Source organism: Staphylococcus borealis, assembly GCF_001224225.1.
Classification (GTDB): Bacteria; Bacillota; Bacilli; order Staphylococcales; family Staphylococcaceae; genus Staphylococcus; species Staphylococcus borealis.
The window spans coordinates 161,688-175,392 of the sequence record NZ_CUEE01000003.1; the positions used below are offsets into that span (position 1 = coordinate 161,688).

Consider the following 13,705-nt stretch of genomic DNA (forward strand, 5'->3'; position numbering starts at 1 on the left):
GATTACAAAGTTATAGTTTTTTAATGTAATCTTTAATAAAGCGTAATGCTTCTGAGATATTTTCAGGTTGCGTACCGCCACCTTGAGCCATATCAGGGCGACCGCCACCTTTACCACCAACGATAGGTGCCATGTTTTTAATAATATCCCCAGCTTTGATGCTGTCAGTTTGTTCTTTAGGTACAGTTGCGATTAATGACACTTTATCTCCTAAATTACTTGCTAAGATAATGATAGCATCTTGTTGTTTAGATTTAAAATCATCCATTGTTTGTCGGATTTCTTTAGCATTTGATACCTCGACTTCTGTAGCTAATACTTTAAATCCATTTATATCGTCAATTTGTTCCTCAATATTACCCATCTTAAGTGCTGTAATTTCTTTGTTGCGTTGCTCTAATTGTTTATGAAGTTGTTTTTCTTCTTCTTGTAACTGCACAATTTTATCAAAAACTTGATTGTCAGATTTTACTTTAACTTGATCTTTAACAGCATTAAATTTCGTTTGAATATCCTCTAAATAAAGGAATGCTGACTTACCAGTCAATGCTTCAATACGTCTAACACCCGCACCTGTTCCTGACTCGCTAACAATTTTGAAAAGACCAATTTCAGCAGTGTTACTTACGTGAATTCCACCACATAGTTCTATTGAAAATGGCGCCATATTTACAACGCGTACAATATCACCGTATTTTTCACCGAATAAAGCCATAGCACCCATTTGTTTAGCTTCATCAATTGGCATTTCTTGAATATTAACTGAAATACCTCTCCAAATTTCTTCGTTAACACGTCTCTCAACACGATCTATTTCTTCTTGACTCATAGGACCAAAATGTGAGAAGTCAAAGCGTAAACGTTCACTTTCGACTAAAGAACCAGCTTGGTTAACATGTTCTCCTAGTACCTCTTTTAAAGCAGCGTGAAGTAAGTGAGTGGCACTGTGATTTTTTTGAATATCTTTTCTTTCATCTCTATTTACACTTGCATCTACATTACTATTAATAGTAACTTGGCCGAATTGGACTACACCTTGATGTAAGTTTTGACCATTAGGTGCTTTAGTTACTTCGGTTACTTCTATTTCAAAGTTTTCATTGCCTACGGTTCCTTTATCAGCTACTTGTCCACCACTAACTGCATAAAATGGTGTTTCTTCCAAAATGAAGTAAACTGTTTCTCCAGGATCAGCACTTTCAACTGATTCACCATTATAAATTAAATCTGTTAATGTTGTTTGATAATCTGTCGTTTCATAGCCAACGAATTTACTATTTGTAGTAATATTTTTGAGCACTTCACTTTGAATTTGCATTGATTGTGAACTTTGACGTGCTTCTCGAGCTCGTGTACGTTGTTGCTCCATTTCTACTTCAAATGTAGCCATATCTACAGAAATGCCTTCTTGACTAGCTAATTCTTCAGTTAATTCAATTGGGAAACCATACGTATCATATAATTTAAAAGCATCTGATCCGTTAATTTCGTTTGTTGAATCTTTGGCTTTAGCTAGTAAATGATTTAAAATTGCTAAACCTTCTTGAAGTGTTTCGTGGAAACGTTCTTCTTCAGATTTAATTACACGTTTAATAAAATCTGCTTTTTCTTTAACATTAGGGTAATAAGGTTCCATAATGTCTGCAACAATATCAACCAATTTATACATAAATGGTTCATTAATGTCTAATGTTTGACTGAATCGAACCGCTCTACGTAGAAGTCGACGTAAAACATAGCCTCTTCCTTCGTTTGCAGGTAATGCGCCATCAGCTATTGCAAATGCAATCGTACGAATATGGTCTGCGATGACTTTAAATGCTATATCATGCTCACTATTTTCTAAATACGTTTTGCCAGCGACATTTTCAACTTCATTAATAATTGGCATGAATAAGTCTGTTTCGTAATTAGTACGTACATTTTGAGACACTGATGCCATACGTTCAAGACCCATACCAGTATCAATGTTTTTATTTGGAAGTGGTGTATACGTATTGTCTTTATTATGATTAAATTCACTAAAGACTAAATTCCATACTTCTAAATATCTTTCATTTTCTCCACCTGGATACATTTCTTCGGCTGGATCATCTTGTCCATAGTCGTCTCCACGGTCATAGAAAATTTCAGTATTTGGACCAGAAGGACCTTCACCAATATCCCAGAAGTTACCCTCAATTCTGATAATACGACTTTCTTCTAATCCAATTTCTTCATTCCAAATACGATAAGCTTCTGTATCTTCTGGATGAATAGTGACATATAATTTTTCTGGTTCCATTCCCATCCATTTTTCACTTGTTAGAAACTCCCATGCAAAATGAATAGCTTCTTTTTTGAAATAATCGCCGATTGAAAAGTTACCTAGCATTTCAAAAAATGTATGATGTCTTGCAGTAAATCCAACATTTTCGATATCGTTGGTTCTGATTGCTTTTTGAGAGTTAACAATTCTAGGCTTTCTAGGTGTTTCTCTGCCATCAAAATATTTTTTTAACGTTGCTACACCTGAATTAATCCATAATAATGAATCATCATCAATCGGTACTAATGGTGCTGAAGGTTCAACCATATGTCCTTTTTCAACAAAGAAATCAATATATTTTTGACGAATTTCACTAGCCTTTAAATTTTTCATTATTTACACTCCTATTTCATCAATTTATTAAGAAAATAAAACAAAAAACGTTCATCCTCAAAAAGGGACGAACGTTCTCGCGGTACCACCCTAGTTATAAATGGTCTACCCTTAACCGATAAAATATCGTTAGGCAGAAGACAATTATCACTCAAATTCAATATGAAAATAACATGAAGTAGCGTTCAACAATATACATTGCACTTTACACCAACCAGTACATCTCTATATAAGTATGTATTGTCTACTCATCTTCATGCGAACTTAAGATTATTTTAAGTATTTTCAAGCTAAATGTCAACGCTCAGCAAAATCGTATGGGGATACATCACCCATATTGATCATTGGATTAATTTGATATATTGTAGATTCGCTTAAAATAATTTCTTTTTCCTCAACTTCTAAATTAAACTTTACATCTGTATCTATTGATGAATTATCGTTATTTTGATGACGGTTAGCATTATTATTTTCAATTTCAAAATAGCTTAAAATTAATTGGCAAAGTTGCGTCTGACGAATTTGACCTTGGGTGTTTAAACCTATATCAAATGCTTTAGGATCACCGAGTAAAACAAGTGATTGTTTTGCCCTAGTGAGTCCTGTATACAAAATAGGTCTCTGCAACATTCTAAAATATTGCTTTACAATTGGCATGATGACTATCGGAAATTCAGAACCCTGTGATTTATGGATAGATGTACAATAAGCATGTGTTAATTCAAGTAAATCCTGTCTTGTGAAGGTGATTTCATTCCCCTCAAAGTCTACTACAAGCACATCTTTGTTAAGTGCATTTTCTTTTGCCCAAAAGATTCCAACTATAACACCAATATCACCATTAAATATATTATCGTTAGGTCGATTGACTAATTGTAATACTTTATCCCCTTTACGAAATTTGATATCACCGAACTCTATTTCTCGCGTATCATTTTCCTTAGGGTTTAATATATCCTGTAACACTTGATTTAATCGTTTTATACCTGCACTACCTTTATACATCGGTGCTAACACCTGAATATCACTCATGTCATATCCTTTATTTACAGCACTTGATACTACTTTCTCAACAACTGAAGGTATTTGTTCTACCCCACAATTAATAAAACTTCTATCATGATAACGTTGTGAAATATCGATAGGTTCCCCATGCTTCATTCGATGTGCTAAATCAATGATACTAGAGCCATCTTGTTGACGGTAAACTTCAGTTAAATTTACACGTGGAATTGCTTTAGAATCGATTAGATCTTTAAATACTTGGCCTGGTCCAACTGATGGCAATTGATCTTCGTCACCAACAAATACCACCTGTGCATCTAATGGCACTGCACTTAGAAACTGATGAAATAACCAAGTATCCACCATCGACATTTCGTCAATAATGATAAGTTTAGCTTTTATTTCATTATCTAATATATCTTCAGGTTGAGTATCCTGATTCCACCCAATTAAGCGATGTATTGTCATCGCTTCAAGTCCTGTTGACTCTTGTAAACGCTTAGATGCACGACCAGTTGGTGCAGCTAAAACGACTGGATAATCATCATCTTGATAATCAGAATAATTTAACGATAGGCCATGTATTTCAGCATATAATTCAACGATTCCTTTGATCACCGTTGTCTTTCCTGTACCAGGACCTCCTGTCAACAGCATAATTTTAGAATTAATAGCTGTTTGTAAAGCTTCTTTTTGAGATGGTGCATAATTGACATTATTGTTATCTTCTATTTCCCCTATATGCAATTGTAAATCAGATTGTTCTATTTCTTTTAACTTGTTCTTATAGGTTTGAATGCGATATAAATTTTGAACACTTTTCAATTCAGAATAATATAAACTAGGAATAGCAACACGATGATTATCGAGAATTAATTTGCTTTCTTCTGATAATTGTTGTAGAACATCTTCTAATTGTTGTTGCTCTATGGCCTCACCTTGCTGTTTGTTACTTAGAATTTGTTGCGTTACGTCGATGATATAGTCGTTTGATAAATACGTGTGACCTTGCTTAATGCATTCTTCTTCAAGTGTATATAACAATCCTGCTTTTAATCTTTCTTGATCATTAAAGGCAATCCCATTATTACGCGCTAAAATGTCAGCCTTTTGAAAACCAATTCCTTTAACATCATATACGAGTTGATATGGATTATTCTCAAGTACTTGAAGGGTGTCAGATTGATAAAATTGATAAATCGCCATTGATAATTTAGGTCCAAAGCCTAAATCATGTAGTCGAATCATAATTTTTTCAGACTCTTGATTGGCATTGATTTGATCAGCAATCTGCTTTTGTTTCTTTTTAGGTAAATTGGAAACTTTTTCTAAAACAGATGCATCAGACATAATATCATTGATCGCATTTTCACCAAGCGTGTTCACTATATTTTGAGCAGTCTTTTTTCCTATACCTTTAAATAAATCACTTGATAGATATGTAATTATTGCATCTTTAGTTTGTGGTACTTCTTTCTCAAACGTATCAGCCTTCAGTTGCTTACCGTAACGTGGATGCTCTACAACTTGACCTTTAAAAGTGTAGACGTCTCCTTCAACAATATTTGGAAAGAACCCTACAACTGTTGGTAAATTACCAAATGATTCATTTGTTTCAATTGTATCCACTTTAATGACTGTATAAAAATTATCATTATTCTGAAATAAAATAGCATCTACAGTACCTTTAATCATTGAATAATCAAATAGTGTAGGGTCTGACATATTAGTCCTCCTCTTTCTTTATTGCTTCAAAGGTCTTCTTAGCATGTTGGCTTAATAAATGTTCTGGATCAATAGATATAGCCTTATCAAAATATGATATGGCTAATTCAATATCTTCTGTATGCATATATATAGCTAAACCAAGATTATATAGTGCATCTACATGTTGTAAGTCAATTGATAGCACTAACTTTAATTGTTGAATCGCTTGTTCAAACATTTCTAAATGACATAATGCTAAACCATATTGAAACTGAACTTCAGCATCACGATTAGGTTCTAGTTCTGCTGCAGTCATAAAGAAAGGTAACGATTCTTTTGGTGCATCTAATTGATTAAATGACATCCCAATCATGTAATTCGTATCTATTTTATCCATATCGTATTTAGATGCCAATTGATATAGCTTAATGGCATCGCGGTATTTACCTTGATCATAGTATAGATTAGCTAAATTATAATATACAGGTCCATTTTTATCATCAATTGCAAGTGCTCTTTGGAAAAATCTTTCAGCCTTTTGCACTTCATTAACGTCAGCGAGTACGATTCCTGCATTAATATAATTTTCAATTGTATTCGGTTCTTCTTCTATGTTTTCGAATAGTGCTTTTAATGCATCTTCAAGTTGACCGTTCTGAATCCATTTATAAATTGTTTCTTGCTTCGTTATCATATTTTCACCCAATTCTTTAATCATCGTTTGTATTAATTTAAAACGTAAAAATAAAGATGGAGTAGTATGTGAAATCTTAGACGATTTCATTACACTCCACCCTCTGTTTTTTAATTAAACAACATAACTCAATTGACCTGTTGTTTTAAATACATCATCGATTGTTGCGCCACCTAAACAAACTTCCTCATCGTAAAATACAACCGCTTGTCCTGGCGTTATCGCACGTACTGGTTCATCAAATGTTACACGTAAAGCATCCTGACTTTCACGTTTAACAAACACCTTAGTATCTTTTTGGCGATATCTAAATTTGGCAGTACATTCAAATCCATTTTCTAAATCAACTGGATTAACGAATGAGAAATCAGATGCAATAAGATAATCACTATAGAGTGCATCATGATGGAAACCTTGTTCAACATATAAAATATTATCTTTTAAATTCTTGCCAACTACGAACCATGGATCACCGTCTCCGCCAATTCCAAGACCATGTCTTTGACCAATTGTGTAATACATTAATCCACTATGCATACCTTTCTTTTCTCCGTCCAATGTACGCATTTCTCCAGATTGAGCCGGTAAATATTGTGATAGGAATGTTTTAAAATTACGTTCTCCAATAAAACATATGCCTGTTGAATCTTTCTTCTTAGCCGTTGCTAAATCTTGTTCCTCAGCAATTTTTCGAACTTCTTTTTTCTCAATATCACCAATTGGGAACATCACTTTTGATAATTGTTGTTGTGACAATTGATTTAAGAAATAGGTTTGATCTTTATTATTATCAATACCTCTTAACATTTCCACATGACCATCGTCATGACGACGTATTCTAGCATAATGTCCAGTTGCCACATAATCAGCACCTAATTTAAGTGCATGCTCTAAAAATGCTTTAAATTTAATTTCTTTATTACACATAACATCCGGATTAGGTGTGCGTCCTTTTTTATATTCATCTAGGAAATAAGTGAAGACTTTATCCCAATATTCCTGTTCGAAATTAACCGCATAATATGGGATGCCAATTTGGTTACATACTGCGATGACATCATTATAATCTTCAGTTGCTGTACAAACACCATTCTCATCAGTGTCGTCCCAGTTTTTCATAAATATTCCAATAACATCATACCCTTGTTCTTTTAAAACATGGGCAGTGACTGAACTATCAACTCCACCAGACATACCAACAACTACACGTATATCTTTGTTTGACACATTTATTCCTCCTTAAATTTATGATATATTTTATGAATTTCAGCAACGATATATTTTATTTCTTGTTCAGTTGTTAATTCGTTAAAACTAAATCTTACAGAGTGTTTCGCACGCTCTTCATCTTCATACATTGCTGCTAGAACATGTGAAGGTGTAGTTGAGCCAGCTGTACAAGCTGAACCCGACGATACATAAATATTTGCTAAATCCAGAAGTGTTAACATCGTTTCCACATCTATAAATGGGAAATACAAATTGAGTATATGACCAGTTGTGTCTACCATTGAACCATTGACCTCAAACGGTATTGCTCGTTCTTGCAAACTAACTAGAAATAATTCCTTTAACTGCATTAAATGTAAATTATTTTGATCTCTATTATCGTTTGCTAGTGCTAACGCTTTAGTTAAGCCTACAATTTGTGCCACATTTTCTGTGCCGGCACGTCTTTTAGTTTCTTGTTCCCCACCTAACTGTGAATACACAATTGGTGTTTGGTCTCTAACTAATAGTACACCCACGCCTTTTGGACCACCAAATTTATGCGCCGTTAAACTCAAAGTATCCATTTTAAAATCTTCAAAGCTGACATCTAAATGTCCAATTGCTTGGACAGCGTCAACATGCAACAAAGCATTCGATTCGCTAACGATATCTTCAATATCATACATTGGTTCTACAGTTCCAACTTCATTATTAACAAACATTATCGAAACTAAGATTGTATCACTCGTTAATGCTTCTTTAAGTTGATCTAAATCCACTGTACCTGTATCATCGACATCTAGATAAGTCACATCAAAGCCTTCTTTTTCTAATTGTTCAAAGACGTGTAAAACAGAATGATGCTCGATTTTAGTAGTGATAATGTGATTTCCAAGATGTTGATTTGCATAGACTAACCCTTTGATAGCGGTATTATTTGATTCAGTAGCGCCACTTGTAAATATAACTTCACTTGGCTTTGCATTGAGTAAGTTAGCAACTGTTCTTCTTGATTCATCTAAATAACGACGTGCGTCTCTTCCAATTGAATGAATAGATGATGGATTTCCGAAATGCGACTTGTAAATTGCCATCATTTCTTCTACAACCTCTGGTTTTACCGGTGTAGTTGCAGCATAATCTGCATATACTTCCATTATTAAGTACACTCCTCACAATATTATCAATGTTCCTATAATAGCACCTGTAAACAATTTTTTCTATATAGTTGTTTATAAACATATAACGTTTTATTAATTTTCATTTTAACATTCAATTAGAAACAAATTTAACCCATTCAATAATAAATTTGTAAAAATGGAATTAATAATACGAATAGACGCAACAATTATATTCTATACGCGTTTTAAATATATAAAGTGAGATGGGAGTGAACAGAATTTATTTTATTCGTCGTAACCCCAGCTTACTTTGCTTGTAGAATTTCTTGATGAAATTCTCTTTGTTGGGGCCCCGACTCCCAACTTGCTTAGCTTGTAGAATTTCTTGATAAAATTCTCTTTGCTGGGGTCCCGACCCCAACTTGCTTAGCTTGTAAAATCACTTTCGTGATTTTTTGTGTTGGGGCTCCGACTCCCAGCTTACTTTGCTTGTAGAATTTCTTGATAAAATTCTCTTTGTTGGGGCCCCGCCCGCAAGGATGACTAGAACTGAGAAAAGTTTGATTAAAGCGCCTTCTCAGTTCAGTCAGCTACTGCGAATTTACAAAATAGCTTCTTTATACTATTTATGTCCCAGCCTCTGTATTGTGGTTAACGAAAGTTAACTTAATTTTATAATTTTTTACAACTTTGAGCATTTCAATATCACTCTATCATTGCTCTTGTTAAACTTAAGCATACTAAATATATTTGAGGAGATGAAATTTGTGGGTAATATTAAGGTATCTGCATTAAATTTAGTTCCAATTAGAGAAGGTCAAAGTGATAAAGAGGCCATTGAGGACATGGTTAGTTTAGCTCAAGAACTAGATTCACTTAATTATGAACGTTATTGGATTGCAGAACATCATAATGCACCTAATTTAGTAAGTTCTGCTACTTCTCTATTAATTCAACATGCACTTGAACACACACACCGTATCAAAGTTGGATCTGGAGGTATCATGTTGCCAAACCATGCGCCATTGATTGTTGCTGAACAATTTGGAACAATGGAGACACTCTTTCCAGATAGAGTTGATCTAGGTTTAGGAAGAGCACCAGGTACAGATATGATGACTGCAAGTGCGTTACGACGTGATCAACATAATGGTGTTTACGAATTCCCTGAAGAAGTTGAACAATTACAAACTTATTTCGGACCTGGTAACAAACAAGCTTATGTAAGAGCGTATCCTGCAGTAGGTAAAAATGTACCATTGTATATTTTGGGTTCTTCTACAGATTCAGCGCATTTAGCTGCACGTAAAGGATTACCTTATGTTTTTGCAGGTCATTTTGCACCGCAACAAATGAAAGAAGCTATGCAAATTTACAAAGAGTTGTTCGAACCTTCAGATGTGTTAGATCAACCATATATGATTGTATGTTTAAATGCGATTGTAGCCGAAACCGATGAAGAAGCCGAATACTTAGCAAGTACTTTAGCACAAGTATTTATTGGCATTGCGCGTGGTAGAATGCAGCCAGTACAACCACCGACAAATGATTTACAAGCACTTTTAACACCTAGAGAATATGAAATGGCTCAACAAAGATTCAACGATTCATTAATAGGTTCTGAAGAAACTGTAAAAGAAAAATTAGAATCATTTATTGAGGAATATGGAGATATTGATGAATTAATGGGCATTAGTTATATTTATGATCAGGATAAACAATTTGAATCCTTTAAACGTTTACACAATGTAATCGAAAAATTAAACCAATAGTTGGTATATAAAGTAACGTAAAGTAATTAAAATCATTATGGGCATATAGAATGTAATTTGCGAGTGGGACAATAATCAATTTGGATTCAGTGCCCCTCTTTATATGTTTTTAGGTAACCCAAAATAATTGATTAAAGTGTGGCATCGAAAGATAAATCATGAAACATCGTTAAGTAAATCCTTATCAAAAAGTATGCCAAAAACGTAGTAGCATATATAAATAAGCCAGTAAAAGCACATCACAATGTCGCTTTTACTGGCTATATTTTTAGGAATGTTATCCAGTACTTGAAAAATTTAATTATTTATCTTCTTTTTTATCATCGTTGCCTTTTTCAGTATATTCATTGATTTTATCTTTAGCTTTATTAACTTGTTCGTTATCGCTATTTTTAAATTTTTCTGCTGCATCTTTCGCTTTATCCATGAATCCCATAATGAAATTCTCCTTTCAAATTTAAGAATAATTATCGATCAAGTATTGCGTGCATTCTGAGATACAAAAAATCAATGTATCTATACTGTTGTAATATCTGTTTACCACTTACAACTTATTATAAACATTTATTTAAAATTAAATATAAAACATGTAACCATCAAGTTTATCATCAGTTTCAACATAATCTGCTAAATATTTTAAAGTGGTATTATCTAATACTTCTCTAACTGCATCTCTCATACGTAACCATAACTGTTTTTGTGCAGGTGGTTCTGATTCAATACTTTCTACTATTGTTATAGGACCTTCTAATAAGCGAATAATATCGCCTGCTTTAATTTCGTCAGCTGGTACTCTTAGTTGATAACCACCTTTAGCACCACGAACACTTCGAATTAAACCAGCATTTCTTAAAGGGCCAACTAATTGTTCGAGATATAAATCACTCAAACTATTCTCTTCAGCAATTGACTTTAAAGATACGCATCCTTGCCCTTCTCTTTTAGCAAGGGAAATCATTAAAGTTAAGCCATATCTCCCTTTCGTTGATATCTTCATAACATAACCTCACTTAATTCGAATAATATATAATACCATTCTAGCATTTTTTCAGTTAAGATAGTAATAGAAAGGTGTGAAAATCGTGACTACTGAACCTTTAGCCTCAAGAATGAGACCTACTAATATCGATGAGATAATCTCTCAACAACATCTAGTGGGACCTAGAGGCATCATTAGACGTATGGTTGAAACTAAGAGATTATCTTCAATGATATTTTACGGACCACCAGGAATTGGTAAAACAAGTATCGCGAAAGCAATTTCTGGTAGTACTGAATATAAATTTAGACAATTAAATGCGGTTACTAATTCAAAAAAAGATATGCAAATGGTTGTTGAAGAAGCCAAGATGTCCGGACAAGTCATTCTTTTATTAGATGAAATTCACCGATTAGATAAAGCTAAGCAAGATTTTTTATTACCTCATTTAGAGAATGGCAAAATCGTTTTAATTGGAGCGACAACCTCTAACCCTTACCATGCGATTAATCCCGCTATTCGTTCTAGAGCTCAAATATTTGAGTTATACGCTTTAAATCACAATGATGTGCGACTTGCTATTGAGAGAGCACTTAGTGATTCAGAACGTGGATTAGCTGACTATAAACCTGTAGTTGATGAAGATGCATTAGACTATTTTGCTACTCAAAGCCAAGGTGATGTTAGAAGTGCATTGAATGCGCTTGAGTTGGCTGTCTTAAGCTCACCAATAGTTGATGAAAATAGACATATCACACTTGAGGATGCTAAAGATTGTCTTCAAAAAGGTGCGTTTGTCAGTGATAAAGATGGAGATATGCATTATGATGTTATGAGTGCGTTTCAAAAATCGATTAGAGGTAGTGATGTTAATGCCGCACTTCATTATTTGGCAAGGTTAATTGAAGCTGGAGATTTACCAACAATTGTTAGACGCTTATTAGTCATTAGTTACGAAGATGTAGGCTTAGCTTCCCCTAATGCAGGACAACGAACCCTTGCAGCTATTCAATCAGCAGAGCGATTAGGATTTCCAGAAGCGAGAATTCCACTTAGTCAAGCAGTTATTGAGCTCTCGTTATCGCCTAAATCAAATTCAGCTATTACATCAATTGATAATGCACTAAGCGACATCCGCCAAGGAAATATAGGTCAAATACCGAATCATTTACGAGATGGCCATTATACTGGTGCTAAAGCGTTAGGTCGCGCCACTGGTTATAAGTATCCTCACAACTATGAGAATGGGCATGTCGTCCAACAGTATTTACCTGATAAACTGAAAGATAAAATCTATTATCAACCTAAAACAACCTCTAAAAGTGAACAACAATTTAAAACTATATATGATAATTTAAGAAATCAAAAATAACAAAAGACTATGAATTACACGAAGCCAATGCAATGTATTACTGGCATTTCGTTTGATTCATAGTCTTTATATTTATAAGTTACCTTTATCCTTAATACGTCGAACAGGAATGTTTTTTAAAATATCATTCACAACATAACTAGCACAAATTAATCCAACCGTGCTAGGTACAAATGCGTTAGATGACGGTGGCATTTGTCCTTTACGATTAATAGCGTTAGCATCTCCAACTGTAGCCTTAACATCTTCACGAATTACAATTGGACTTTCATCAGAAAATACAACCGGCACGCCTTTTTTTATCCCTTGACGTTTTAATTTATTTCGAATAATTTTAGCCATAGGATCCATAAATGTTTTCGAAATATCAGCAATTCGGAAACGTGTAGGATCCGTTTTATTAGCTGCACCCATACTTGAAATCACTTTAATATTTCTCTCTAAACATTCTTTCATTAAATGCACTTTATAAATAATTGTATCACTCGCATCGATAAAGTAATCAATATCATAGTTATTGAACAGTTCTTCATATGTCTCTTCAGTATAAAACATATGAAGTGGTGTCACTTTACATTCAGGATTAATTAATTTAATCCGTTCTTCCATCAATGTGACTTTACTTTGTCCAATGGTTGTTGTAAGTGCATGTATTTGACGATTGACATTAGTAATATCTACATCATCTTTGTCGATTAAAATGATATGACCAATATTAGTTCGTGCTAATGCTTCTGCAGCAAATGAGCCTACACCACCTACACCAAGGACAACTACTGTTTTCTCTTTTAATAAATCTAAACCTTCTTGTCCATATGCTAATTCATTTCTTGAAAATTGATGTTTCATTTTAAACTCCTTTATAAAAACAATACGATAATTTAATATTAACAGAAAAAGACAAATAAAAATACGCAAGACTTAAAAAGCCTTGCGTACCGGTAGAGTCCGTAATTGCCGTAGTTATAAAAAGCTTGATCATTCGGCCTGCTATATACAGGTGGGTGCCCTGTTTCTTGTTTTGCAAGTCCTCCAATTGAGGCGTGTGCGCTGCAAGAAAACCTATTGGGCTCCCTGATCAAAAAGTGTTAGGCCCAAATAAAAAGCAAACATACGAACAATACAGATGACTACCTTATATGAATATATTACCACAGAGACCAAGATAAGGAAATCCTTATTGCTTGTGTAGAAATGTATTT

The 13,705-nt window shown here is 33.9% G+C and carries 10 protein-coding genes and 1 other RNA gene; 2 read left to right on the forward strand and 9 right to left on the reverse strand.

All coding sequences use genetic code 11. From position 1 onward, the window contains the following. Positions 1 to 10: 10 nt before the first annotated feature. The 5 genes from alaS to AK212_RS05185 form a co-directional block, all read right to left on the reverse strand. Positions 11 to 2,641: an alanine--tRNA ligase gene (gene alaS, locus AK212_RS05165; protein WP_053029556.1), complete on the reverse strand. Its 2,631-nt coding sequence runs from the start codon at positions 2,639 to 2,641 to the stop codon at positions 11 to 13. A 297-nt stretch (positions 2,642 to 2,938) separates the two neighbouring features. Continuing rightward, positions 2,939 to 5,371, reverse strand: coding sequence for an SF1B family DNA helicase RecD2 (gene recD2 / locus AK212_RS05170; protein ID WP_053029557.1), 2,433 nt, complete (start codon positions 5,369 to 5,371; stop codon positions 2,939 to 2,941). A 1-nt stretch (position 5,372) separates the two neighbouring features. Beyond that, entirely contained in the window at positions 5,373 to 6,044 is a 672-nt protein-coding gene (locus AK212_RS05175; protein ID WP_174841322.1) for a tetratricopeptide repeat protein, read from the reverse strand. A gap of 117 nt (positions 6,045 to 6,161) precedes the next feature. Then, complete coding sequence (gene mnmA / locus AK212_RS05180) at positions 6,162 to 7,274, reverse strand: tRNA 2-thiouridine(34) synthase MnmA (protein WP_053029558.1); 1,113 nt, start codon at positions 7,272 to 7,274, stop codon at positions 6,162 to 6,164. A gap of 2 nt (positions 7,275 to 7,276) precedes the next feature. Beyond that, a complete protein-coding gene (locus AK212_RS05185; protein WP_053029559.1) occupies positions 7,277 to 8,416 on the reverse strand; it encodes a cysteine desulfurase family protein in 1,140 nt (379 codons plus the stop codon). A 722-nt stretch (positions 8,417 to 9,138) separates the two neighbouring features. Between AK212_RS05185 and AK212_RS05190 the strand changes: the two genes are divergently transcribed. Continuing rightward, on the forward strand, positions 9,139 to 10,152 hold the full coding sequence (locus AK212_RS05190; RefSeq protein ID WP_156304851.1) for an LLM class flavin-dependent oxidoreductase: 1,014 nt from the start codon (positions 9,139 to 9,141) through the stop codon (positions 10,150 to 10,152). A 301-nt stretch (positions 10,153 to 10,453) separates the two neighbouring features. On the opposite strand, the gene AK212_RS13930 is transcribed toward AK212_RS05190, so the two are convergent. Together AK212_RS13930 and cymR are read right to left on the reverse strand one after the other, a co-directional pair. Beyond that, complete coding sequence (locus AK212_RS13930; protein ID WP_254613586.1) at positions 10,454 to 10,588, reverse strand: SAS049 family protein; 135 nt, start codon at positions 10,586 to 10,588, stop codon at positions 10,454 to 10,456. 138 nt (positions 10,589 to 10,726) lie between these two features. Then, complete coding sequence (gene cymR, locus AK212_RS05195; protein ID WP_033080142.1) at positions 10,727 to 11,149, reverse strand: cysteine metabolism transcriptional regulator CymR; 423 nt, start codon at positions 11,147 to 11,149, stop codon at positions 10,727 to 10,729. A gap of 85 nt (positions 11,150 to 11,234) precedes the next feature. On the opposite strand from cymR, the gene AK212_RS05200 reads away from it, so the two are divergent. After that, the gene (locus AK212_RS05200) at positions 11,235 to 12,503 is read left to right on the forward strand and encodes a replication-associated recombination protein A (RefSeq protein WP_053029561.1); all 1,269 of its coding nucleotides are present in this window, start codon (positions 11,235 to 11,237) and stop codon (positions 12,501 to 12,503) included. 72 nt (positions 12,504 to 12,575) lie between these two features. On the opposite strand, the gene AK212_RS05205 is transcribed toward AK212_RS05200, so the two are convergent. Both AK212_RS05205 and ssrS read right to left on the reverse strand, forming a co-directional pair. After that, on the reverse strand, positions 12,576 to 13,352 hold the full coding sequence (locus AK212_RS05205) for a tRNA threonylcarbamoyladenosine dehydratase (RefSeq protein ID WP_053029562.1): 777 nt from the start codon (positions 13,350 to 13,352) through the stop codon (positions 12,576 to 12,578). A gap of 92 nt (positions 13,353 to 13,444) precedes the next feature. Further along, positions 13,445 to 13,635, reverse strand: a non-coding RNA gene (gene ssrS / locus AK212_RS12960) — 6S RNA. Positions 13,636 to 13,705: the final 70 nt, after the last annotated feature.